Below are 23,871 nucleotides of genomic sequence, written 5' to 3'. Positions count from 1 at the left end.
GTCCTCACGGGTTCTTGGATGGTGCAATGATGGCCAGGCCGCCGCGTTGGGGGTCCCAGTGGACAGGCAGGGGATCGGATACGAGGCCGTCGAAGGAGCCGTCGCTGTGGGCGTCGTGGCAGGCCATCATGAGCCATTGGCCGGATCGGTCTTGGATGAGTCGCCCGCTATAGAGCGGCTCGGTGGTCACCACAGTGGCAGTCGCGACGTCGAAGGGACCAGTGATCTGGTTGGTTGGCAGGCTCCAGATTCCGCCGCCGTCGAACCCTTCAGCCTTTCTCGCTGAAAGCGTGTCCACCCCGCAGGAGAACAGGAGCCCGGTTTGGCCGTTTATGGTGATGGCCTGCGGAACTTCCAGATGCCCGAACCCGGCGCCGGGCTGACTCAGCGGCGGCTGGACCTCCCACGTCTCGAGATCGGATGAAACAGCGTGGCCGATCACGCCCCGGTTGTCCACCTCGCCCTGATTTGCGCGGGCGGTGATCAGCATGTGCCAACCATCGCCTTCGGGATCCGCGAAGACCCACGGGTCCCGCCATGCCTCCTCCGGCCACGTGGAATCACCGTACCGTTCGTACCAGCGACGATCAGGTTCAAGCACGACGGCGGGCTGCGTGGTCCAGCTGTAAAGGTCACGTGACGTCGCCACGCCAATGGCCTCGATATTGTGTGCCTCGTAAAAACGGGCGCCAGTGTAGAACATCCGCCACAGTCCGTCCGGGCCTTGCAAGACACTGCCCGTCCAGGTGGACGTTGCGTCGAACCCTTCGGGATCGTCCGGCTGGAGAACCACACCGTGAGATTCCCACGTGGTCAGGTCATGTGAGGTGGCGTGGCCGATACGGGCATTGCGGTGCCGGAGTGCCGGGTCACCCAGCCTCTTAGGGGCGTGCAGGTAGTACATGTGGAATGAGTCGCCGTCGTCGGTGAGCCAGAAGTCCCACACCCAAGAGTCTTTGAGACTGAAAGCCAATTTTTTTGCCTATCTGGGTTTGCCCTGAGCGGGCATCTGGTGGAGGTGTGTTAGCCCTTGATCGCGGAGCTGCTGATGCTGGCAACGAACCAGCGTTGGAAGATCAGGAAGACCGCCAGGACCGGGACGATGAACATGGTTCCAAATGCCAGCACCTGGCCCCATTCGGGTGGCTGCTGGTTCTGGAAGATGCTGATAGCCAGCGGCAGCGGCCGGACTGTGGCGTCCGAGACCATCAGGACGGGCCACAGGTAAGAGCCCCATTGAGCCAGGAACGTCAGGATGGCTACAGTGGCAAAGGCAGGTTTGGTGATGGGAATGATGACTTGGAAGAACGTCCTGAACGGGCCCGCGCCATCAAGCCGTGCGGCCTCTTCGATCTCCCCGGGCACATCGAGGAAGAACGTGTAGAACAAGAAGATCGAGAAGGCGTTGGCAATGAACGGGATGGCCTGGATGACGATGGTATCCCGCTGCCCGGAAAACATGTAGTAGAGCGGCAGGGCCACGGCCTCAAACGGGATGATGGTCAGGATGATCACCAGCAGGAACAGGACCTTCTTTCCCCGCCACTTCATCCGTGCGAAGGAATACGCTGCCATGGAGTTCACGATCAGGCTGCCGGCCACCACTACGGTGGTGACAACAATCGAGACAACTGCGAACTGCGAAAAGTAGCCGGTGGCATCGGAATTCAGGTGCTCGAAAACGCCAACGTAATTGTCCAGGGACAGGTTGGTGGGCACGAAGCCACTCAGGCCGCTCAGCACCTGCCGCGAGGGCCGGAAGCTCCCAACAATCAAGTAATAGACGGGCAGGAAGAAGAACAGTGCCACCACTGTGAGGATCAGGTAGTGAAGCGCAGTTTGCCAACGCCGGGTACGTTTCATGCTTCCCCCGCCCGTTGTGGGCGTCGTGGTCCTTGAAATAGTCATTAGACTCCTCCCCGCTGGCGCACGGCAGCCCGCTGAATGATTGCGATCACGGTGATGATCACCATGAAGATGACCGTCATGGCGGCCGCTTGGCCAACATTGTTGTTGTCGAAGCCGGTATTGATGATCTGGGTCATGACCGTCTCGGTCGATCCGCGGTCAACACTGCCGGAACGGCTTAGGAGATACACCTGGTCGAACAGTCTGAACGAGAAGATCGTGGTTATCAGGGCGACGAAGATCAGGGTGTTCCGGATGCCGGGAACCGTAACATTCATGAACTGCTGCCACTTGTTGGCCCGGTCCAGGGAGGCAGCTTCGTAAAGCTCCGTGGGGACACTCTGCAAAGCGGCGAGCACGATGATCATCTGGAAGCTCACGCTCTGCCAGATGGACATGACAATGATCGATCCCAGTGCAGTTGACGGGCTGCCGAGCCAGTCCTGGCTTGAGAGCGCGCCTCCACTGAAGAACCCAAGGATGGCATTCAGTAATCCCTCGTCTCCGCGGGAGTAAATGAGCCGCCAGATCACGGCCGTCAATGCCAGGGGAAAAACCAGCGGCATGAAGATGAACGTCCGGAAGATCACCATGCCGCGAAGCTTGCGATTGACGAGCACCGCCAAGCCCAGGGCCAGTACCGTCTGCACCGGAACAACGATCACCGCGAAGGTGAAGTTATTCAGCAGCGCATGGCCGAAAGCGGCGGATAGGTCTGGATCAGTGAACAGGCGTGTGTACTGCTCGAATCCGATGAACCGGGCAGGGCGGGGACTATTGAGCTGCACACGATAAAAGGACAGGACAACCGCCAGCACGAACGGTGCCACGAGAAAGATGGCAAGGCCGATGAGGGCGGGGCTGGCAAAAAGCGGGCCAGCGTACTTGTGTCCTGAAAGCCCTGCTTTTGACCGGGGCCTTGGCCGCGGCGCGATGGGCGCCCGTTGGATGGGCTGGATTTGGGTGGTCATGGTGGAACAGCTCTACTTCTTGTATCCGTCGTTGTCGGCGAAGTTCTGGTCAATAGCGCGTGCCGCGGCGCTCAGAGCTTCCTTGGCGTCTTTGCCTGCGTAGATGGCGGCCTCGGCCTTCCCTACCTGGTCAGTGACCACAGGGTAGCCTGCCGTGACCGGGCGGGTGACGCTGACGCAGGACTCAGTAATCCGGTCCTCGGTCCCGCATGCTTTGCTGAGCTGGTCACCCAAAAACTGCAGCTGCTTGCCTGGGCCATAGAGCGCGGAAGCGGCCAAGGCAGTCTTGGTTGCGGGAGGGGCGCCGTTGGCGTCGGTGTAGGTGCGCACGCTCTCATCAGACATCAGGTGGTCCAGGAACTTCCCCGCTGCGGTGCCGTTCTTGGATTTTGCGCCCATTCCCCACGCGAAGGTTCCAGAGGCGGTCTTGGTGCCCTTGCCAAAGTTAGGCAGCGGGATGGAAACGAGATCGGATCCCAAGGCCTTGTACGTTGGGTAGGTCCAGTGTCCCACCCAGCTCAGGGCAACGCGTCCGCTGGTGAAGGCCAGTCCGTCCGCGTTCGGATCGGTGTACTTTTTCCAGCTGGCGAACTGGGTCAGGGACTTCACATTGGCATCTGAATCCAGGGCGCCGGCTGCCTTGTTGTCCTTGAGCATGGTGCCGCCACCGGACCAGATGACCGGGCCCGCTGAACAGCAGGTCCCCCACTCGCCGGCGAATCCGTATTGCTCGGAAAGGTCCAAGGGCTTGCCTCCCGGGACCACAGTGGCGAGCTTATCCAGGACACCAGTAAATTCCTCGGCCGTCCACGCCTCCTCCGGTGTGGTGGGATAGTGAACGCCGGCGCCGTCCAGCAGCTTCTTATTGCCCCAGAGTGCAAGGCCTGCGTTCATCATGCCCACACCGTAGACAGCGTCATCCACGGTGTTCTGCGACTTGATGGAGTCAGTCTGATTGGCCAACGTTTCCCCGGAGACCGAGTCTTTCAGTGGGGCCATCTTGCCGTTGTAGACGAAGCTGGCCAAGGTGGGACCGTCAAAATCCAGCACATCAGGAAGGTCCTCGGGAGCGGCAGAGTTCACAGCCTTGGTGTACTGGTCTGACGGAAAAAGCTTAAGGTCAACCTTGATCTTGCTCTGGGAGCTCTCGAAGTTCGCGATGATCTTCTTCAGGGCATCATTCTCGGCTGCTTGACCGTCGACTGCCCAAACTTTAATGGTGCCCTCGCCCGAGCCTGCCTCGACGGCCGAACCAGCTGTATCGGTGGACGGACCCCCGCAGGCGGTGAGGGCAAGGGTTGCGATGGAAACGGCGGCAGCAACACCGAGGATCCCTGACCTGCGGCGGGACTTTGGAATGGTCATCATCATTGATTCCTTAGGAAATGTGGAATTTATGGAAGCGATTTAGAGCCTGGATATCGGCAGGCAGGGGACGTGAGGAGGGTCACTTCTCAGCGGTTCTGGAATGAGTCTACGCGGGTAGAATCGATCTTGCAAGAAGTCCCAGCTTCGCCTTCGTTCGGGCATTTCGTTCCACTGATTCGCACTCCACCCGGGTAGACTAAAGCCGGGAGAGATGAAGGGGTCACCATGGCGGGTATTGAAACGAAGGCCGGAACAGGGAAAGTAACGCGAACCGACGTTGCGCGCTACGCGGGCGTCAGCACCGCCGTCGTCAGCTATGTCATCAACGGCGGGCCCAAACCGGTGGCTGCCTCCACCGCCAAGCGGGTACGGGAGGCCATCAAGGTACTTCAATATCAGCCGAATGCCACCGCGCGGGCGCTTACTATGGGTTCTGCCCGGCTGCTGGGGATGATCGTTCCGGACAGCACCAATCCATACTTCGCCGAACTGACGGACGCCATTGCCCAAGCAGCCGCAGCCCGCGGCTATGCGGTCCTCGCCGCCAACTCGCGCACCGATCCTGAAACTGAACGGCAGAACACCCTCAATCTTGTGTCGCGACAGGTCGATGCCATCATCATGGCAACGGTCCTTAGCCCCAGCGAAGTAGCAGCCATGCCTGTCCATGGCATCCCGCGGGTCCTCATTGACCAGTCAAGTTCAGTACACGGCATCCCCACCATCAGCACGGACTTTGAGCAGGGTGCGGTCCTGGGAGTGCAGCACCTCATTGGCCACGACCACCGGGACATCGCCATCCTCGTAGGCAAGGACATCGACCCTGCTCGCACAGACCCGCGTCACAACGGCTGGAGGAAAGCCCTCCGGGAAGCCGGGCTGCGTGAGGGTCCCGCGGAATTCACGGACTTCACGCGGCAGGGCGGCTACGAAGCAACGCTGCGCCTGCTGGAACTCCAGCAAAGGCCCACCGCCATCTTTGCCAGCTCCGACCTCCTTGCCGTGGGTGCGTTGCGGGCTATCCACGAAGCGGGTCTGTCCATACCGGATGACATCGCGGTGGTGTCGTTCGATGGAACCTCCGAATCGGAATTCAGCTGGCCGCAACTCACCACCGTCAGGCAGCCCATCAATCAAATAGCAGAGCGGGTCATCGCCGCAGCCCTCTCCCCTGCCAGCTTGGGCGATCACGCTCTGCTCCTCGCCACGGAACTCGTAGTGCGGAAGTCATGCGGCTGCTGATCCCTTCAGACCAGGGCGACGCCCGTCCAGGCCAAAGCTTGGGCGCGGCGCCGTTCTTGGAGGTGTCAGGCGCTCACTGACTTCAGTTGCGGGTAGACGGCGTCCAAGGGTGCACTGAAGCCGGCCTTGAGCTGCACGGACGTTTCATCTGCGAGGACTTCCTCCGCGCCCGTCTCAACGGCGTCGAATGCTGTTCCCACCAAGTCAGCAGGCGCCGTTTTAGGTTCGACGACGACATGCCTCCTTGCACGAGGAGACCGATGAGGTCTGGAACCGGGTGTTCACGGTCTACGTCGACGGAATGTTCCGCCTGACCCGTGCCATACTTCCGATCACCCCATCTGTAGCTTTGGCCTCACGGTTGGCTGCCTCCATGATCTTCCTCATCGAGGACCGAACAAACATCTCCGGCGCCGTCCTGCCATCGGACGGCGCGTGGTCAGTGCAGTAAGAACAGCCCGAGCAGTCCTCACTGCAACCGTGCAGTGAGGACCTCAACTTTTCAGCCCAGCGAATCCGCGGCATCGGTCAAGAGCAGCAGGCGTCTCAACCTTGGCATCGTGTGGCCCGGCCGAGGAGCAATGACCAGGCGGGCCTCTGAGCTGCCGTTGCTGTTGAACTCAATCTCACTGACACCGTCCGGCCCTTGCGTGACTGTTACTGCCGTCCCGTTGTCTGCCCTCGAGAGAAGGAACGATTCCTGCTCGTTACCCTGCACGCTTTCAATGCGAAGGCTCCTGCCGATCATCGTCCAGTCGCGCATCACGAGTGTGAGCGGCTCTTTGGGGCGCAGCCAGTGTGCCCCGTCCGGTGTCATTCCACGCTCGGCATGCTGAGCGTTAACTTCGTGATCGAGTTCAGGCTGCTGCTCCCCGAAGGTGACCCCGTCCACCACCCGTGCTTCCAAGGCGGTAGATGCCCGGTCTTGCTCCGCTAACTTCTCCTGGATTTCTCTGACCTGCATTTCGTCCTGAGCCATGGGCCAAGAGAGCCTGTACCGGGCGTCGTGGATCCTGTGTAGAGGCTTTAGCCTCAGCCTCTGCCCATCAGAGGCGCGAACCGAGAGCTCGTCGCTCCCTTCGTAGTTGGTTTCCAGCCCACTGGCAAGCAGGACAGGCGTCTCCGCCAGCGGCCTGAGCGGCCCTGAAGCGATGTGGCCCGTCCTGGCCCCCGTTGCCCGGTAGCGCAGTCCATGGTCGGGAATCTCTTCGGCCAGGACCGTTGGTCCGTACCTGATCCAGGCCCACGGGGAGTTATCCGCCGCCCGGACCACCTGCAGTTCACGGTCCAGATTTAGCAAGATTTCCTCCGACCCCTCCCACACGCGGCGCAACCGCCACCAACCACCGTCCTCGTCGATCCTCCGGCCGTCGGGGAGCGTGCCCTTGGCACCTAGCGACCATTGCGGTATTCGGATTGCGAGGGTGAATTCCTTCGGTTCCTCCACGCTCACCCGGACGGTGGCGGTGTTCCCGGAGGGTAAGGCAGAGTCAATGGTGACCCGGACGCCCTGCTCGCTCCAGTGGAGTTCCGTGGCCAAAAGCCAGGTAATACGGAGTTCGTCGCCATCGGTGACGTACACATGGGATCCATGCTTTGCGTGAGCTTCGTATCCAGACCCCATGCAGCACCAAAAGCCGTCCTGTTCCGGCGAGTACACCCGGTAGTGGCCGGGACGGTGGGAAGTGAAGTAGACCAGTCCGCCGTGCCAAGGGTGCTGCGTGGATAGCACATGGCTGCATTGAGTGACCTCGATGTAGTCCAGATACCGGTCCTCCCCATCCAGGAGGTAGAGCTCCGCTGCCAGCTTGACCATGTTGTAGCTGTTGCAGCTCTCGGGGCCCTCCCGTCCGAGGAACATTGGGGAGAAGTCATCCCTACGGTGGAAATGCTCCCGAACACTGTTGCCGCCAATGGCGCTGCTGCGCCGGCCAACGACGTCGTCGAAGAAGTTTCGGGCGGCTTGCCCTATGCGCGCCGTCGCTGCATCGTCCAACCCGAGTTCGCGTGCAGCCCTGGCAATTGCGGCGTAGCCCACTACGACGGGAATCTGAGTGTTGGCATGAAGACCCGCAAGTGAGTCCTGCGCTCTTTCACCCGGTAGAGAAAGCACCCGGGTTATCAGCTCTTCCCGGATGAACCTCATGGACAGCTTAAGGTAGCGCCCGTCCTGCCGGAGAAGTGCAAGGCGGGCGAACGCTTCAGTAAGACCGCCGAACTCGGTCTGGATTATGAGCTCGAGTGCTTCCTGGTCCAGTCGGTCCATGGTTTCCAGCCACCAATTGGCGAGCTCATCCAGGACCTGGTCCGCCTCTGCGGAGGTAACATTCCATGCGACATCCACCAGGCCCGCCAGCGTCTTGTGCAGGTTATACAAGGGAACCCAGCGCCCATTGAGCTCAAAAGGGGAAGCGCTAATGTCTCCCTGAACGAGTTCGTCCCAAAGCTGCCGCCCTTGAGGTACGCCGCCCAAGTATCCTGTCCCGGAGGCCTGCTGCACTTCCCGGAGTCCGGACAGCAGGCTTCCAAGCATCTTCTCCAGGCGTGGGTCACCGTCCCGGGCTACAGCGTGGGCCAGCGCTGACAGGACGTGCCCTGCCGTATGGCCGTTGAGTCCCGTCGATTCCCATCCGCCGTAGACCTCAGCCGTAGCGGGAAGGCCCGCTTCTTGCCGGAAGGGCGCCAGAAGACGATCAGGATCCAGCCGTAGTAGTGCTTCACGGTTCACACGCTGGGCTTCAGCGAAGCGGCCCTCACGGAGCCGAATCTGTCTGAGAGGCCGGTAATTAAGAGCCATCGTCATAACCTTCCGTGGAAATGCAGTTGAATGGCAGCAGCCCAATCGAACTATGGCAGCGAAGCCGTTTTTCCTGTCCATAAACTTCGCCGAAGCTGCGCAAAACCCGGGGAACTCTTGATCCAACTGCAGCATGGTTGAACCAGCAGGATGCAGGAGGAGCCATGAAGCGCATTACAGCCACCCCAACCTTTGGCGGAGCACCCAAGGGAAACTCCCCGGTCAAAGTGCCGAGCGGAGTAACTCATCCGACGACGGGGTGCAGGACTCCCTGCCCGCCGGACCTGCGAGCCAAATCGTGTGGCTTTGGCATTCAGGAGACAAGCGCCCAGCTCTGGCCCGATTGTCGGGACTGAAGGATTTCCGGAGGCGTACCCCCGCCTCGAGCTCGAGCTCGACCCCGAGGCGTGGAGAATGTCTCGGCGGCGATCGACCATGGTGTGCGCAGGACGCGCGAGGTCTGGGGTAATCCATTTGCGCTCGAGGTGTGTTGCAGCATCAGCCCTTGAACGCCCCATCCATGATCCCGGACACCATTCGCCGGCCGACAAAAAAGAACACGATCAACAGGGGCAGCGTAGCCAGGAACGAGCCGCCCATGGCCAAGGCAACATCAATCGTCCGGTTGGCCTGGAGCTGCTTCAGTGCGATCTGCACTGTGAACAGCTCCGGGGATTTCAGGACAATGAACGGCCACATGAAGTCGTTCCACACGCTGGTGAACGTGATTAGTCCAAGCACAAACGCGGCCGGACGCACCACCGGGAATGCGATGCCCCAGAACATCTGCCACGAATTGGCACCGTCAATGCGGGCAGACTGGATAAGCTCGTCGCTCACAGTGGTCGCCATGTGTTGACGCATCCAGAAGATACCGAACGCGCTGGCCAGCCCAGGAACGATGATTGCTTGGAGCGTGTCCACCCAGTCAAGTCCGGAAATGATCAGATACTGCGGAATCACACTGAGCTGGGCAGGAACGGTCATTGTCAGCAGGACGATGAGGAACAACAAATTCCGGCCGGGGAACTGAAGCTTGGCAAACGCGAACCCCGCCATCGCGCACATGATCGCGGAAACCACCGCGATCGTGAGCGAGACAAATACGCTGTTGATCAGCGATGCGAAGAACGGAACGGTATCAAACACCTTCGCGGCGACGTCGAAGAATTGCGTGCCCGGATACATTCGGGGCGGGATTGAGGTCACAGCCGTGGCTCCCGCAGATGCGATCACCAACATGTAGTACAGCGGGAATACCGACACGGCGACGGCGAGGGCGAGGAACACGTACACGCGACGGCTGACTCCGCGCTTGCCGCGTCGCGTGGGGTGAGGTCCTGGCTTCACCGCGGGTGCGAGGAGCTGCTGCGGGATAGCCTCATCGATTACATCGGACATCAGCGGGCCTTTCTCGTACGTGTGGACAGGAAAAAGTTAAGGAGCGATACGAGGACGACGATCACAAACAGCACGACGCCGATTGCGGAACCATAACCAAACTTGAACAGGCCAAAGCCCTGCTCATAGAGAAAGAGGGACAGCGTCTGGCACTGTCGGCCCGCCCCGCAGGTGAGGCCGGATTCGGGCGATACGAGAAGCGGTTCTGTGAAGATTTGCAGCCCGCCAATGGTTGACATGATGACACTGAACACGATGATGGGGCGCAGCGACGGGATCGTCAGATGCCGGAACTGCTGCCAGCTCGAAGCGCCGTCCACGGAGGCCGCCTCGAACATCTCCCGGGGCATCGACTGCAGTCCAGCGAGGTAAAGCAGTGTGTTATATCCGAACCAACGCCACATGACCATCGCCGAGATCAGTATCCAGGAGCCGTAGTTGGTCGCAAGGAAGTTCACGGACGGGAGCCCGAACAGCCCCAGGACCCAGTTGATGAGGCCAAAGTTCTTGTCGAAGATCTGAGCGAATACGATCGCTGTCGCTGCGACGGAGGTGATGTAAGGAACAAGGAGTGCCATGCGAAAGAAGTTCGCCCAGCGCAGACGCGCATGGTTGAGCAGGTGCGCGAGAAAAAGTGCCAGAAGTAGCTGCGGGATTGTCGAGATCAGGAATATCCCGAAGGTGTTCAGGAGTGCATTCCAGAACCTGCCGTCCGCAAAGAGCAGCTCAAAGTTCCTCAGGCCAACGAAGGTCTGCTTCCCGATGGGATTCCAGTCAAAGAGCGAGACGTAGAAGGTGAAGACGAGGGGAAAAAGTCCGAAGACTATGAAGATCAGGAAGAAGGGCGAAACGTACGCGTAGGGAGCAATCCGCTCCGAGAGCGGGTTACGGATCCGCGTGGCCTTCTGAATCGGGCCTTTGCGCTGTTTGCGGGAAAGAGTGGCTGTCGCCGATGACATAGGTGTACCTCCGTCAAGGAGTGGCCCGGCCCTGTTTACGCAGGGCCACTCGGGTGGGTGGGACGATCAGCCGCCGATAGCCTGCTTGGCCGTCTGCAGGGCGGTCGTCCAGGCTTTATCGGAGGTGACACCGCCGGCTTCCAACTGGACAAGGGTGTTCAGGAGCGCACCGTTGATGGGGGTCGTGTCGGGGCCGTTGTAGAACGACGGGAATTGCTGAACGGAGGTGGCCATAACCTTGCCGATCTTCGAGTCTCCGAAGAACGGGTCGGTGTAGTCAAGGACTGACTGGCTTGTAACCGCGGAGGTCGCCGCCGGGAAGGTGCCTGACTGCACGAAGTGGTCCGTTTGACCCTCAGCCGACATCATCGTCTTGATGTACTGCCAGGCCGCCTCAGGGTGCTCCGCCCGGGCCGGGATGGCAATAACGCTGCCTCCCCAGTTACCCCCGACGCCGGGGACGCTGGCGATGCGCCACTTGCCTGCGGTGTCCGGGGCGTCGGTCTTGATGCCTTTGAGGATCCAAGAGGGAGCGATGGTGACGGCAAAGGCACCGTTCGCGCGGCCTGGAGCCCAGCCTGAGGACCACGCCGCAATACCGGCGCTGATGCCGGCGTCATGGGTTTTAACGGCGACGTCGAATGCTTCTTTCACCTGGGGGTTCGTGTCGTAGACGAGCTTGCCCTCGTCCGAATAGTACTTCTCGCTGACCTGGTTAACGGTCGAGAAGAAGACGCTGGTCTCAATGTTGTCAACGAAGGGCTTGCCGGTGGCGGCCGTGTACTTCCGCCCCATTTCGATGAACGAGGGCCAGTCCTTCCACATGGCAGCGACTTCTTCGGGCTTCGTCGGCAGGCCGGCCTGCTCGAAGAGATCCGCACGGTAGGCGAAGCCCAGTCCTCCGACATCCGTCGGAATGCCTATCACTGAGCCGTCCGGCGCGGTCGCAGCACCTGCAGCCCAGCCTAGGTAGTCGTGGGCGATGTTGTCGCCGCCCAGGCTGCGCAGGTCCACGAAGTTGGAGCTGTTCTCTACGAACTTGGGCAAGTCGTCATTCTGGATCATAACGAGATCGGGAACCTTGCCCCCCGCCAATGCGGCTATGAGAGCAGTTGCGGTCTCGGTGGTGCTTCCGACCTCAGTCAGCTTGACCTTCGCGTCGGGCACCTTCTTGGCGTACTCATTGACGCTGTCCTTCGCATTGATCCCGGTGAAGGACCAGAAGGAGACCTCCGCATTCGGGTCGGCTGGTTTTCCGCCGCCACCGGAGGAGCATCCGGTGAGAGCGAGGGCAAGTACTGCTGCAGTGGCGGCTATCGCCGTCAAGCTTCTTTTCACGACAATTCCTCTTCGTTGGGGCCTTGGAAGTGATCTCAGAGCGTTCGATCTGGGCTGAGAGAACGATCTCTGGCTAAACCGTAGCCTTCGAGTCAGGACCACGCAATAGCAATCTGCGAGAACAGATAAATATCGAGGTATCGATCTCTATACTGTTCGATAATCAAGTTTCGCCAACGGGGCGCGTTCAGCTGACGGGTTTCTGGATTCCATGGGAGCCTTGAGATCGAAGTCTGGAGCCTGGCCTGCAGCCACGAACCAAGGCCCATCGTCGACAACCTTAAAAAGGATGCACAATGCCAAGACCCACGCTGGTAGACGTTGCCAAAATCGCAGGCGTGTCCCGAGCCACGGCTGCGCGGGTACTTGCCGGCGAGACGAACGTCGACGTCACGATGGCTGCGGCTGTTGAGCAGGCCGCCAAGGAGCTGGGCTATGAGGCCAACAGCGCAGCTCGCATGCTGCGCGGAGGACGCGCGGGAGCGATCGCACTCATCATCGCCTTCAACGAGCTGGACAGCCTGACGGGCACGTTCTTTACCTCAGTGCTCAAGGGCGCTGCGAAGGGACTTTACGCTGGCGAGGTTCAACCAATTCTGGTCCCGGCCGACCACGACGATGGCGACCGTATCCCACGGTTTCTGCGCTCGGGGGCAATAGACGGTGCCATCGTCATCCTTCAGCACGAGATCACGCATCTGGCGCAGGCGCTCATCGACTCCCCCGTTCCGATCGCGTGGGTTGGGCAACCCCGCATCGCGCTTGCTCCCGACGCGATCGTCATCGACTCCGACAACTACGGGGGCGGAAGGCTGGCCGCCCGGGCGCTCGCGGACGCCGGACGACGACGGCTGGGCATCATTGCGGGCCCCAACGATATGGAGCCAGCCCGCGAGCGTATCAGGGGCTGGCGCGACGAGCTGGCGCGGCTCGGCATCGACGACAGTCCGATCGTGCACGGCGAGTTCACACTTGTGAGCGGTTCAGCCGCTATGGCACGGCTCCTCAAGCGATACCCAGACCTCGACGGCGTCTTCGCGTCCTCCGACCTGATGGCGAGCGGGGCGATCCGGGTACTCCAGGCAGCAGGTCGACAAGTCCCGTCCGACGTCGCCGTGATCGGTTTCGACGACGTCTCCATCGCGACCACCATGGATCCAACACTCACGACAGTTAGACAGCCGTTGGAGGATATGGGCCGCGTCGCCGCAGAGACCCTACTCGCGGTCCTGCGTGGGCGCGACGTCGAACGGAGGCCGATTCTGAGCACTTCCCTCGTCCAGCGAGAGTCAGCATGATGAACGGCCTTCCACCCGCCGCCCCCGGACGGCAAGGGCCGGTCTTTGTGACGGCAACGAACGCCGGCACTTGGGAGGAGGGGCTTATTGTCGGGAGTGGCCGGGTCGGCGCGGTCGCGTACGGTCCGGCCGACGCCATCACCATTTCCTTCGCGCACGAGAACTACTTCCTCCCCGTGAATCCGCGGCCTGACGCACCCGACCTCGCTCCTGTGCGGAGGCGGCTACGGGACGCCCTGCTCTCGGGTGATGCGGACACCGCAAGCGCCGCGCTCAGCCATGGCGTCCGCGCCAGCGCCTATGGGGACGACCTGATCTGGACCGACCCACTCGGGCTTTGCGCGACACTGACCATCCGTACCCCCGGCGGCGTATCTGAGTCGCAGCGGACCATCGATCCGCTTCTTGGCGAGGTTGCGATCGAGTGGACCGATCTCGATCTTGGACGGCACGCGCTCCGGCTCATCGCCCCGTACGGTAGCGAGTCTGTCCTGCTTGCGCTCGAGGCTGACTGTGAAAGCACCAGCATTCTCGAGCTAGGTCTGGGTGCCGGCGCACCAACGTCCTTTGACACCGGTGTGCCCGACGCTTCCGCCGTGGTCAACGCGAGTTTCGAAGGTGGGGCCCGAGGCTTGCTCTTTGCTGATGCAGGCGACGGACCCACCGCCATTCGTGCTGCCGTTACTGCCGTGACGGAGACGACGTGGCGGGTCGATGGAGGTCTTGCACACTCAGGCGTACCGACAGGGCCCGAGGTCCCGCGGGTGATCCGCGTCGACATCACGCTGGCGTCCGACGACCTAAGCGCTGAAGCGGCCGGTGACATGCCGACGTCGTGGGACGACGTCCGCAACGAGCAGCGGGAAGCGCTTTACCCCCTTACCGGCGCGTCAATGCTCGATCTGCAAAGCGGCTCGTCCGAGACACGAACCGAGGAACTTTGGGCAACGGCCCGGGCCGGTGACGAAAGTGCGCGACGCCGGGTGGTCGAGGCCGCGTATTTGAGCGGACGGGCGAACATCATCGCCTCCACAGGCGAACTGCCACCAACCCTCCAGGGCGTCTGGCAGGGAACCTGGCGCCCTGCCTGGTCAGCCGACTACACACTGAACGGCAACGTACAGAACGGCGCCATGGCCGGTATGACTACAACTGGCACCCCGGAGCTTGCCCTGTCGCTCCTCAACCTCGTACTCCCCCACCTGGACGATTACCGCGATAACGCACGATTGGTCTTCGGTGCCGAGGGAATGTTGTTACCCTCGCGGATGTCGACACACGGCCGCGCGGACCATTTCGCCGAGCAATACCCCCACCTGTTCTGGACCGGGTGTGGCGGCTGGGTTCTGCGAATCGTGGCCGACGCCCTCGCCACTACCGGCGATCGATCCATCGTGGACGACAGAGTGTGGGAACTGGCCGAAGGGGTTCTCCGTTTCGCCGAAACCGCATTTCCTGAAGTCGACGGCGTGCGCAGGATTGTCCCTTCTTATTCACCCGAGAACACGCCCGGAAAAGCGCGAGTCCCCCTCGCGACGGACGCGACGATCGACGTCGCCATTCTGCGCGATGCTGCCCGGGCGACCAAGCTGCTTGGCCGAGCCCGCGACGACGACTCGCTGGATGCACGATGGTCTCGTGTCCTGCGCCAACTGCCGGCCTATCGCGTGGCAGGTGACGGCACACTCGCCGAATGGCTCTACCCACAGTGGAACGAGAACATCGCGCACCGTCACGCCTCCCAGCTCTACCCGCTGTGGTACGAGATCGATCCGGCCTTCGACGGCGACGGTGAGGAGGCGGCACGATTGCGTGCAGCCGCCTCTGAAACCGTGAGGAACAAGATAGCGTGGCGTGCTGAGGCGCCCACCGCGCCCCCTGGACGCATGGAGATGGCGTTCGGCTTGGTCCAGGTCGGGCTGGCTGCTGCAGCGCTCGGGGATGCGGCGGCGGCAGAGACCTGCGTCAACTGGCTTGCGATTGACCACTGGAGCCCGACGCTGACAACGACGCACGATGCGGGCAGGATCTTCAACTTGGACGCAAGCGGAGGTCTTCCCGCACTCGTTGCTGCGATGTTGCTTGGGTCCACCACCGAGTCGCTGTCAGTGCTGCCCGCGGTACCCACCGCATGGCCGCGCGGGTCCGTGACGGGACTTCGCGCACGCGGAGGGCTCGCCGTCGATCATCTTAGTTGGGACACACAAGGTGCCTCCTTCACGGTGCATCGACTTCCTGGAGCCGAATGGCTGGCACCATCGGCGGGGACGCTGGTGCGGCTCCCCCGTCCGGCGTCGATCCGTATTGACGGCAAGCCAGTGACGGGAGTACGACTCGAGATCGGCGAGTGCCCGGTTCACGTCGAGCTGGAATGGCTGAGCGTCCAGGACGCCGGGCTTTAAAGCCGCATGCCGCCCTACGGATCAGGAAAGCCGAGTACCGAGAAGCCAGGCCATGGCCTCGTCGCGGGAAGTGAAGTACCGAGTGGGACACGGGAGTGTGCGCCGTGCCATAGCAAAGTTGGCAATGACACGATCGAGTGGACTTGAACCAAGCAGCGCAATCCGCGAAGCGGCACATTTCACGCTGAAAACGGACCTGGCTTGGCGGGTCACCGCTTGGGTGTTCGCTATGTCGATCAACATCGGGTATTCCACACCGCCTGCAAGCTCATTTACCTTCGCCATCGCCCCTTGTACATCGGGAGCCTCCAGAACAGTCCCTGACTTCCACACAATCCGGAGAACTCCTTCGGCAGCCAATTCCACGGTGCTTTTGCCGCCGTCAACCATGATTGGTTTCATCATTTGCTCCCCCAGCATCTTGTTGAAGCCAAGACTAACTGCCTGCTTGAAGATGCGTACAGAAGTTATGCAGAAAGTTGGCAGGGTGCCATTACCTTGGAATCGAGACGCTTCTGGTGGGACACCACTCTCGGCTCGGGCGTCAGTTTCCGATGTCATCTGCGTCGGCAATGCTTCTCGATAAGGACTTGGTTGTTGGCGTGGCTCTTTGAGGCCACGTTGAGGCCGTGACTACTTGATCACCTCCACAGAAGGAGCGCCTCGCCCTGGCCTCCGCCGCCGCACAGCGCCACTGCCGCTTTGCCGGTGCCGCGACGTTGCAGCTCGTACGCTGCGGAGACCACCACCCGCGCGCCGGAGGCACCAATGGGATGGCCCAAGGCGATCGCTCCCCCGTTGATGTTGACCCTGTCCATGCCGATCCTCAGCTCCGCCGCCGCATGCAGGGCTACCGAGGCAAACGCCTCGTTGATCTCCACGAAGTCCAGCTCGTCCGTACTCCACCCTTGCCTCTCAAGCGCTGTTGCGATGGCACGGGCGGGCTTGTCAGGCAGCGAGGTATCGGGGCCAGCTGTCTGTCCCGGGGCGCCCAGCACTGCCATGATTTTGAGACGGTGGGCTTCTGCATAGCTGCGCGTTGTGAGGACGACGGCGGCAGCGCCGTCATTGAGCGGGGAGGCATTGCCGGCGGTAATGGTGCCCTTCGGGGAGAACGCAGGCCTCAGCTTGCCCAGCGACTCTGTGTTGCTGCCCGGACGCACACCTTCGTCTGTGTCTACCAGCTCGGACTCTCCGCGCCGCCGGGGCACTTTGACCGGAGAGATTTCCTGGTCGAATACCCCCGCCGTCTGGGCGGCCGCTGCCCGTCGGTGAGAGTCAGCTGCCACCCTGTCCTGATCGGCGCGGGGAATCCCAAGGGCGTCATTGGCGCTATCCGTGGCCAGGCCCATGGCCTCGTGGTCGAAGGCATCGGTGAGTCCGTCGTGGGCAGCTGAGTCGATCAACGTGGTGTTTCCGTAGAGATGCCCGGCGCGGGACCCTGGCAGCAGATGCGGGGCATTACTCATGGATTCCTGTCCGCCGGCAACCACGACCGCGGCTTCACCGAGACGTAACAGCCGGCTCGCCTCAATGATTGCGCTCAGCCCGGAGAGGCACACTTTGTTGACGGTGACGGCGTGCGCGCTCAGCGGAATACCGCCGGCGACGGCTGCCTGGCGGGCAGGATTCTGTCCTGCTCCGGCCTGGAGCACGTGTCCCATGATGACGGCGTCGACATCCTTAGGGTGCACGTTGGCCCTTTCGACGGAAGCACCGACTGCGGCACCACCGAGTTCGGTTGCGGACAGCGGGGCAAGCTGACCCATCAGCCGCCCTTGCGGCGTACGGGCGGCCCCGACGATGACGACATCTAGTTGGGGGTTCATTTTCTTCTCCTCGGACGGGGACGGCAGGACGGAAGGACCGGGACGCACGTATGGCGGCCCGGATGTTGATCAGGACGGCCTAGCTAAGGGCGGAAACGGGGACGCGCATCCCGGGATGGAAGGTACTGCCAGCCTCCCGATCCAGAAGGGGTGTCAGGCCGCCGGTGTGAAAGGGATAGTTGGCGCCGAGGACCATGCAAAGATCGATCTGTTCGGCTCCGGCAACGATTGACTCTTCGAGCATCGCCGTCACTTCCTGGGCCAGCGCCGCCAGCACGGTCGTGCGGACCACCCCGGAATCCGTCGGGTGGGCCGGCGGCAGGAGGGCGGCGGCGGCAGGCGAGAGTCCGCCGTCGTTGTCAAGGTAGCCCGGGAGCCCCGCCGCCACCACAGCGGTCAGGCTGCGGCTCACGCCAAAGCGTTCCGGATACGCCCGGTTCAGGGTCTCGCAAATGTGGAGCTGCACGCCCGGGCCGATGTACTGGAGAAGTTGCAGCGGAGTCATGGGCAGTCCAAGTGGTTCCAAGGCGCGGTCCACAATACCGGGGTCGCCACCGTCGTCAATCAGTGACAGCACTTGGTCAATGAGCCGCGTCAGCAAGCGGTTCACCACGAATCCGGGAGTGTCCTTGACGAGCACGGCTGTTTTCTGAAGTCGTCCCGCCAGGTCAAATGCCGTGGCCAGCGACTCGTCGTCTGTGTGTTGTGTCGCGACGATTTCCACGAGCGGCAGCACGGCCACTGGATTGAAGAAATGGAAGCCAATGAGTCGCTCGGGGTGGTTCAGAGTGGCGCCCATGGCCTCGACCGACAGGGAGGACGTGTTGGTCAACAGCAGCGCGTCTGGCCGGATGAGCGGTTCGACTTCTGCAAACACAGCGCGCTTGAGATCAAGTTCTTCGAAGACTGCCTCAATGACCACATCGCAGTCCGCCAATACCGCCTTGTCCGTCCCGCCGGTGATTAGGGCGAGAATGTCGTCGGAGTCTTCAACCGCGAGGCGGCTGGCGGAAACCTGTTTGTCCAACTGGACACCGATCCGGCCCAACGCGGAATCGACGCGTTCCTGGGACAGATCCGTGATTCGCACCGGGACGCGCAACTTTTGCGCGAAGATCAGCGCGAGCTGGCTGGCCATCAGCCCAGCTCCGATAACGCCCACGGATCGAACCGGGAGGGGCTCAACAGCTGGCCTGCCCGTGGGCTTCTTCACCATGGACTGTGTGACATGGAATGCATAAATGCTCGCTCGGGCCTCATCGGAGAGCAGCAGTTCGCCGAACGCACGAATCTCTGCCGCTGATCCCGTGGTGCCGCGCGGCGTTCGGGCTGCCGCGGAGATCAGCTCCAAGGCACGATAGGGTGCGGGGGCAGCGCCATGGAGACGCGCGTCCAGCTTCTTGCGCATCGCGTCCAGGGCCGTGAAAGGGGCGACGGCGCCAAAAGGCTTCCGTTCCTTGTCTGGGCCCATGTGCGCTGTGGCTGAGTCCTTTCCGGAGAGGATGCCGACCGCGAAGTCCAGCGAGGCTTGCAGGAACCCGTCCCCCGGGAGCATGCGATCGACCAAGCCAATGTTGGCCGCCGCCTGCGAAGAGAGCGTCCTGCCCGCGAGCGAGTCTGTGACCACCAGACGTGCCGTGAGGTCCGGGCCAAGGAGTTCCACTGTGCGCCGAATACCGCCCCAGCCCGGAATCAGGCCGAGCCGGACTTCCGGAAAACCCAGTGCCCGTGCAGAGTGGGCGACAGTGCGGTAGTCGGCGTGCAGGGCCAGTTCCAGCCCGCCGCCCAACGCGACGCCATTGATGAAGGCGAACGTTGGAACAGATAGCGCGGCCAGGCGGCCCAACGCTGTTAGGCCTTGGCGCGCCACATCCTCGGCCTGTTCCAGGGTGGTGAGTGCTGTCATCACTTTCAGGTCTGCTCCGGCACAAAACACCGGGCCTTGACCGGTGACAGCAACTGCGTCAACCCTGGAGAGGTCCAAGGAGTTCAACGCGGCCTCGAACCCGGCCAACGATGTCGGCCCCATGGTCACAGGGCGATGCCCGGAGTTCGTCAAAGTCAGAAGTGCAAAGCGGAATCCAGCATGGTCAATGTAGGTGGTGGAAGTCGTAGTGACTGACTTCCCGGACTCTTGAGGTACCTCGATGCGGGTAGCTGTTTCCATGGCTACGAAAAGCTCGGGATGCCAGTGATCGCACGGCCCATGATCAGCGTGTGAACCTCGTCTGTGCCCTCATAGGTGCGCACGCTCTCCAGATTGTTGGCATGGCGCAGCGGTGAATGCTCAAGCGTGATCCCGTTTCCGCCAAGGATGGTGCGGGCAGAACGGCAGATCTCGATCGCTTGGCGGACGTTGTTGAGTTTGCCGAAGGAAATCTGCTCGGGGCGCAAGCGTCCAGCGTCCTTGAGCCGCCCTGTCTGAAGGGCAACGAGCGTTCCCTTCTGGATTTCCAGGACCATGTCAACGAGCTTTTGCTGGGTGAGTTGAAACGAGGCGATCGGTTTGCCGAATTGTGTGCGCTCCTGCGCGTATGCCAGAACACTCTGGTAGGCGTCCCGGGCCGCACCCATCGCGCCCCACATGATGCCGTACCTCGCCTCGTTGAGGCAGGAGAACGGACCACGGAGGCCGACCACGCCCGGTAGTACGGCACTTTCTGGCAGTTGAACGTTCTCAAGGGTGATGTCGCACTGGATCGACGCCCGCATGGACATCTTCTGGGATATCGGAACGGCGGAGAAGCCCGGCGTGTCGGTGGGGACGACGAAGCCGCGGATGCCGTCGTCGGTCTTCGCCCAAATGATCGCGACGTCGGCGATGGATGCGAGGCCTATCCAGCGTTTCGCTCCGTTGAGGACCCAGCCCAATTTTCCTCGAACGGCCCGGGTGACCATCCCCGCGGGGTCACTGCCGGCAGTGGGCTCGGTGAGGCCAAAACAACCGATTAGTTCCCCGGCCGCCATGCCCGGCAGCCATTGTTGCTTGTGCTGCTCCGAGCCGAACTTGGAGATCGCGCTCATGGCGAGAGAGCCTTGCACTGACACAAAAGTCCGGATGCCGGAGTCACCGGCTTCAAGTTCCATTGCGGCGATCCCATATTCGACCGCGCTGCGGCCGCCACAGTCGTAGCCGCTCAGGTGCATTCCCAGGAGGCCCAGGCTCCCCATTTCCTTGACAAGGTCCTGTGGGAATACAGCGTCCTCGTACCAGGAATTGATGTTGGGACGGATCCGGTCATCGACGAACCGGCGGACCTGGGTGCGCAGGTCAAGCTCCTGCTCCGTAAGCAGGGAGTCGATGTCGAGGTAGTCGGTGGCAAGGTCGGTCACGTGTGTGCTCCCATTGGTTGATGCTGGCTTTTGCTCTGTTGGTCCAGATGTTGCGGTAGCTTCGTTGTTGTGGGTCCGTGAAGCCAGGCGGACACTTCCTCAGCGTCCTGGCCGAGCCGTGGCGGCCGGCGGTGGTAAGAGACGGGCGTCTCTGACAGGCTGATCGGATTGGCCGGCAGGCTGACGGTGTCGGTCCCTTCCCCGACGTCGACGCGGGCGTTCAGTCCGAGTCGGCCTGCCATCGCGAAGGCGCCAGCAATGTCATTGACGGGACCGCAGGGGACCCCGCAAGCCGACAGCTCGCGGTACCAGTGCTCTGCGCTTTGACCCAGGGTTTGCGCACTTATCGCCCGATCGAGTTCTTCGATGTGGGCCACGCGCGACGGATTGGTAGCGAAACGGGGTTCTTCGGCGATATCAGGGATTCCAAGTGCAGAACATAATTGGGCGAACTGCCGGTCGTTGCCTACGGCGATGACGATTTGCCTGTCTGACGCCGGGAACAGCTGGTAGGGCGCGATCGAAGGGTGCCGGTTACCAATGATGCCCGGAACGAAGCCGCCGGCGGTATAGCCAACGCTCTGGTTGACCATACTGGACAGCAATGTACTCAGTAGGTTCACTTCGACGAGTTGGCCCCGGCCTGTGGACTCTCGAGCCCTGAGGGCGGCCAGCACGCCAATCGCCGCATGCAGCCCGGTCAGCACATCTACCAAGGCGACCCCTGCTTTTACAGGTTCGCCCGGCCCAGGACCGGTCACGCTCATTAGTCCTCCAACGGCCTGCACCAGGAGGTCGTAGCCTGGCAGGGCTGCTGCGTCATCACTCGAACCAAACCCCGTGATGGAGCAATACACCAGCTGTGGGTTAATCTCTGCGACCTGGTCATAGGACAAGCCGTGCCGGGCCATGGTGCCTGGACGGAAGTTTTCGATCAGCACGTCCGCGCGCCGGATAAGCTCCACCAGGTCTCGATGGTCGGCAGGGTTGGCCATGTCAGCGGTGAATGATCGCTTGTTGCGGTTCACTGATAAGAAGTATGTAGCTTCATGATCGTCGGTAAACGGCGGGCCCCATTGCCGGGTGTCATCACCTAGGCCGGGCCTTTCAATTTTGATGACATCGGCGCCAAGGTCACCGAACAACATTGTTGCGTAGGGTGCTGCCAGCACCCGGCTGAAATCGGCAACGAGTATCCCGGTCAGTGCGCCAATTGGCTGCTCCTTGAAATCGGCGTCAGTCATGTGGTTCTCCTTTCGGTCGAATCACAGGGATCAATGGGCGGCCGCGCGCGGCGTTATTGAACAGCGATGTCTGAACGATCAGCATGATGGCGGCCGCAGCCAGCGGTAGTACGGTGACTTGCAGCAGCCCTGCTCCCTGCCAACCGAATTGAGGCACCAGCGCTGCGAACAGCAGGCCGGAAAAAGCTGCGGAGCCGTAGTAGCAGGTGACGAACAGCCCGGCGGCTCGCCCCACTTGGTGGGGACGGACTGCCCTTTGGATCACGCTGTTGGTGTTGGGGAAGAAGACTCCGGTCCCGAACACGCCCATGAGGCAAGCGAAGACGCACTGCCACGCGAAGGTTGCCTGCACTACGTAGATGAGCACGCCGAGAACAGCCATCACGGCCAGGGATACGATCAACAGGATTCTCTGGTTGATCCGGTCACCGATCCAACCACCGAGCAGGCCCGCCAGACCACCCACACCGACAAAGCTCAGCGCCAGCGCTGATTCCCCGGTGGATACGCCCAACTGGGTGGTCAGGAACGTGGGGTACAGACCCAGGAATCCATATAAGGCGAGGGCCCCGCATCCGGAAGCTGCAGCGATAGCGAGTGAGTTACGGTTGTAGGCCTTGGCCGGCATGTAATCGTAGGAACCCTCCACGCCGGTGGTGCTGATAGCTTGCTCAGTGAATTTGCGGCTGACGGTGAACATCGCTGTCACTGCCAGAACCAGGCCAAGAAGTCCGAAGATGGTGAACGGGGCCCGCCACGTTCCAAATTGGCCAGCGAACATAATGCCGAGTCCGGGCCCGAAGGTTGCGCCCAAGCCAAATGCGAAGCCCAGAATCCCGAGGGCAAGGCCACGACGGTGGTGGAAGAACGCGCCAACAGCTGCGAACAGGGCTGCGGCTTGCATCCCCTCGCCGAGCCCGGAGATGATCCGGTACACGGCCATGTCTCCCCACGATGTTGCGAGCGGGGTAGCCAAGGTACCTAGTGAGTAAATCGCGATGCTGACCAGCAGGACGGCTTTACGCGAGAACCGCTCCACGAGGAAACCTGCGGGAATTCCGGCGACAGCCATACCCAGGGTAAATACCGTGGCCAGAAGTCCACCTGTCTGGAGGTTGAAGCCGTACTCTTTTGCGATCGTGGTCATGAGGGGCGCGAAGACCTGCCGGTCCATGGCGTTGAGCATGAAAGTGATGGCCAAGACCCCCAGCGACACGGCAGCAATGAGGTTCGTTGCCATGCCCTCGGGGTTGTTCTTGACCCTGGATGGGGCCGGACTGGCCGGGATGGCATCCATGGAGATAGCGTCCATCGGCTCAGGGTAGGTGGGGACTGCGTGCTTAACGCTGGAAGCCGCCGTGCCAGGGGCGCTCCCGGAACTGGAAGTATTTGGATGGGACATCATTGTCTCCTTGTAGAGGGCTGGCGTTGTATGTGGCTTGCGTTGTAGGTGGCTTGCATCAGCGGAGTGCCTGGCTGCAAGGGCCAGTTCGGAATGCTTGAAGAGGGCCAACCTGTAACGCAGGAAGGGGCTGGCTGCGCAGAAAGACGGTGGGAACATTCTGCGATTCGATGTAGTGCTAACGATAGCACCGAGCGGCATCGAGTCAAGAGCGGCTACGAAAATCACCATCAAGAAGTTTTGAAACCAGCAAGAATCCAATGATTACACTCGCATTGGGAGCCAACGACAAGGGGCTAACATTTCTTCGATCCAATGGATTCCCCTTGACGTCGCAGTCAGCCGTGCTATCGTTAGCATCAAGCCAGGGGGTTTGGGC

19 protein-coding genes are annotated in these 23,871 nt (G+C 61.6%); 4 read left to right on the top strand and 15 right to left on the bottom strand.

What is annotated here, in order from left to right; translation table 11 throughout:
• Positions 1 to 4 precede the first annotated feature (4 nt).
• From LDN90_RS12065 to LDN90_RS12050, 4 genes are read right to left on the bottom strand one after another with little or no spacing between them, the layout of a single operon-like run.
• Positions 5 to 973: a glycosyl hydrolase family 32 gene (locus LDN90_RS12065; protein WP_223945863.1), complete on the bottom strand. Its 969-nt coding sequence runs from the start codon at positions 971 to 973 to the stop codon at positions 5 to 7.
• Between the two features lie 50 nt (positions 974 to 1,023).
• Entirely contained in the window at positions 1,024 to 1,908 is an 885-nt protein-coding gene (locus LDN90_RS12060; RefSeq protein ID WP_216923758.1) for a carbohydrate ABC transporter permease, read from the bottom strand.
• Entirely contained in the window at positions 1,908 to 2,879 is a 972-nt protein-coding gene (locus LDN90_RS12055) for a sugar ABC transporter permease (RefSeq protein ID WP_223945862.1), read from the bottom strand. Before LDN90_RS12055 ends, LDN90_RS12060 begins: the two co-directional genes overlap by 1 nt.
• A 12-nt stretch (positions 2,880 to 2,891) precedes the next feature.
• A complete protein-coding gene (locus LDN90_RS12050) occupies positions 2,892 to 4,250 on the bottom strand; it encodes an extracellular solute-binding protein (RefSeq protein ID WP_223945861.1) in 1,359 nt (452 codons plus the stop codon).
• Between the two features lie 222 nt (positions 4,251 to 4,472).
• Here LDN90_RS12050 and LDN90_RS12045 point away from each other — a divergent pair, with 222 nt between their 5' ends.
• Positions 4,473 to 5,489 (top strand): LacI family DNA-binding transcriptional regulator, encoded by a 1,017-nt coding sequence (locus LDN90_RS12045; protein WP_216923757.1) that lies wholly within the window; start codon positions 4,473 to 4,475, stop codon positions 5,487 to 5,489.
• Positions 5,490 to 5,554: 65 nt separating this feature from the next.
• Here LDN90_RS12045 and LDN90_RS24200 read toward each other — a convergent pair whose 3' ends face one another.
• Positions 5,555 to 5,689: a hypothetical protein gene (locus tag LDN90_RS24200; RefSeq protein WP_263426261.1), complete on the bottom strand. Its 135-nt coding sequence runs from the start codon at positions 5,687 to 5,689 to the stop codon at positions 5,555 to 5,557.
• 44 nt (positions 5,690 to 5,733) lie between these two features.
• On the opposite strand from LDN90_RS24200, the gene LDN90_RS12040 reads away from it, so the two are divergent.
• Positions 5,734 to 5,940, top strand: coding sequence for a hypothetical protein (locus LDN90_RS12040; protein WP_216923756.1), 207 nt, complete (start codon positions 5,734 to 5,736; stop codon positions 5,938 to 5,940).
• Between the two features lie 51 nt (positions 5,941 to 5,991).
• Here the strand turns inward: LDN90_RS12040 and LDN90_RS12035 are convergent, their stop codons facing one another.
• The 4 genes from LDN90_RS12035 to LDN90_RS12020 form a co-directional block, all read right to left on the bottom strand.
• Entirely contained in the window at positions 5,992 to 8,286 is a 2,295-nt protein-coding gene (locus tag LDN90_RS12035) for a beta-L-arabinofuranosidase domain-containing protein (protein ID WP_223945859.1), read from the bottom strand.
• Positions 8,287 to 8,784: 498 nt separating this feature from the next.
• Complete coding sequence (locus LDN90_RS12030) at positions 8,785 to 9,687, bottom strand: carbohydrate ABC transporter permease (protein ID WP_223945858.1); 903 nt, start codon at positions 9,685 to 9,687, stop codon at positions 8,785 to 8,787.
• Entirely contained in the window at positions 9,687 to 10,646 is a 960-nt protein-coding gene (locus LDN90_RS12025) for a sugar ABC transporter permease (RefSeq protein ID WP_223945857.1), read from the bottom strand. Before LDN90_RS12025 ends, LDN90_RS12030 begins: the two co-directional genes overlap by 1 nt.
• Positions 10,647 to 10,712: 66 nt before the next feature.
• Entirely contained in the window at positions 10,713 to 11,984 is a 1,272-nt protein-coding gene (locus LDN90_RS12020; RefSeq protein WP_223945856.1) for an extracellular solute-binding protein, read from the bottom strand.
• A 296-nt stretch (positions 11,985 to 12,280) separates the two neighbouring features.
• Here LDN90_RS12020 and LDN90_RS12015 point away from each other — a divergent pair, with 296 nt between their 5' ends.
• Entirely contained in the window at positions 12,281 to 13,282 is a 1,002-nt protein-coding gene (locus LDN90_RS12015) for a LacI family DNA-binding transcriptional regulator (RefSeq protein WP_223945853.1), read from the top strand.
• A 47-nt stretch (positions 13,283 to 13,329) separates the two neighbouring features.
• On the top strand, positions 13,330 to 15,684 hold the full coding sequence (locus LDN90_RS12010) for a glycoside hydrolase family 95-like protein (RefSeq protein ID WP_223945852.1): 2,355 nt from the start codon (positions 13,330 to 13,332) through the stop codon (positions 15,682 to 15,684).
• A gap of 21 nt (positions 15,685 to 15,705) precedes the next feature.
• Here LDN90_RS12010 and LDN90_RS12005 read toward each other — a convergent pair whose 3' ends face one another.
• The 6 genes from LDN90_RS12005 to LDN90_RS11980 form a co-directional block, all read right to left on the bottom strand.
• Complete coding sequence (locus tag LDN90_RS12005; protein WP_346346986.1) at positions 15,706 to 16,089, bottom strand: STAS/SEC14 domain-containing protein; 384 nt, start codon at positions 16,087 to 16,089, stop codon at positions 15,706 to 15,708.
• Positions 16,090 to 16,325: 236 nt separating this feature from the next.
• Entirely contained in the window at positions 16,326 to 17,513 is a 1,188-nt protein-coding gene (locus tag LDN90_RS12000) for an acetyl-CoA C-acetyltransferase (RefSeq protein ID WP_223945851.1), read from the bottom strand.
• Positions 17,514 to 17,592: 79 nt separating this feature from the next.
• Positions 17,593 to 19,680 (bottom strand): 3-hydroxyacyl-CoA dehydrogenase NAD-binding domain-containing protein, encoded by a 2,088-nt coding sequence (locus tag LDN90_RS11995; protein ID WP_223945850.1) that lies wholly within the window; start codon positions 19,678 to 19,680, stop codon positions 17,593 to 17,595.
• Between the two features lie 2 nt (positions 19,681 to 19,682).
• Entirely contained in the window at positions 19,683 to 20,846 is a 1,164-nt protein-coding gene (locus tag LDN90_RS11990) for an acyl-CoA dehydrogenase family protein (protein ID WP_223945848.1), read from the bottom strand.
• A complete protein-coding gene (locus LDN90_RS11985; protein WP_223945847.1) occupies positions 20,843 to 22,090 on the bottom strand; it encodes a CoA transferase in 1,248 nt (415 codons plus the stop codon). Before LDN90_RS11985 ends, LDN90_RS11990 begins: the two co-directional genes overlap by 4 nt.
• On the bottom strand, positions 22,083 to 23,495 hold the full coding sequence (locus LDN90_RS11980; protein WP_223945846.1) for an MFS transporter: 1,413 nt from the start codon (positions 23,493 to 23,495) through the stop codon (positions 22,083 to 22,085). Before LDN90_RS11980 ends, LDN90_RS11985 begins: the two co-directional genes overlap by 8 nt.
• Between the last annotated feature and the right edge of the window lie 376 nt (positions 23,496 to 23,871).

Origin of the sequence: Arthrobacter sp. NtRootA1 (genome assembly GCF_019976975.1) — a bacterium.
GTDB classification, from domain to species: Bacteria; Actinomycetota; Actinomycetes; order Actinomycetales; family Micrococcaceae; genus Arthrobacter; species Arthrobacter aromaticivorans.
The sequence above is the reverse complement of the archived record's forward strand: the minus strand, read 5'-3'. Positions and strand labels throughout refer to the sequence as shown.

Coding starts and splice junctions, on each gene's coding strand:
- LDN90_RS12060 (WP_216923758.1), bottom strand. CDS start 1,908: ATGACTATTTCAAGGACCACGACGCCCACAACGGGCGGGGGAAGCATG.
- LDN90_RS12055 (WP_223945862.1), bottom strand. CDS start 2,879: ATGACCACCCAAATCCAGCCCATCCAACGGGCGCCCATCGCGCCGCGG.
- LDN90_RS12050 (WP_223945861.1), bottom strand. CDS start 4,250: ATGATGATGACCATTCCAAAGTCCCGCCGCAGGTCAGGGATCCTCGGT.
- LDN90_RS12045 (WP_216923757.1), top strand. CDS start 4,473: ATGGCGGGTATTGAAACGAAGGCCGGAACAGGGAAAGTAACGCGAACC.
- LDN90_RS12035 (WP_223945859.1), bottom strand. CDS start 8,286: ATGGCTCTTAATTACCGGCCTCTCAGACAGATTCGGCTCCGTGAGGGC.
- LDN90_RS12030 (WP_223945858.1), bottom strand. CDS start 9,687: ATGTCCGATGTAATCGATGAGGCTATCCCGCAGCAGCTCCTCGCACCC.
- LDN90_RS12025 (WP_223945857.1), bottom strand. CDS start 10,646: ATGTCATCGGCGACAGCCACTCTTTCCCGCAAACAGCGCAAAGGCCCG.
- LDN90_RS12015 (WP_223945853.1), top strand. CDS start 12,281: ATGCCAAGACCCACGCTGGTAGACGTTGCCAAAATCGCAGGCGTGTCC.
- LDN90_RS12005 (WP_346346986.1), bottom strand. CDS start 16,089: ATGATGAAACCAATCATGGTTGACGGCGGCAAAAGCACCGTGGAATTG.
- LDN90_RS12000 (WP_223945851.1), bottom strand. CDS start 17,513: ATGAACCCCCAACTAGATGTCGTCATCGTCGGGGCCGCCCGTACGCCG.
- LDN90_RS11995 (WP_223945850.1), bottom strand. CDS start 19,680: ATGGAAACAGCTACCCGCATCGAGGTACCTCAAGAGTCCGGGAAGTCA.
- LDN90_RS11985 (WP_223945847.1), bottom strand. CDS start 22,090: ATGACTGACGCCGATTTCAAGGAGCAGCCAATTGGCGCACTGACCGGG.
- LDN90_RS11980 (WP_223945846.1), bottom strand. CDS start 23,495: ATGATGTCCCATCCAAATACTTCCAGTTCCGGGAGCGCCCCTGGCACG.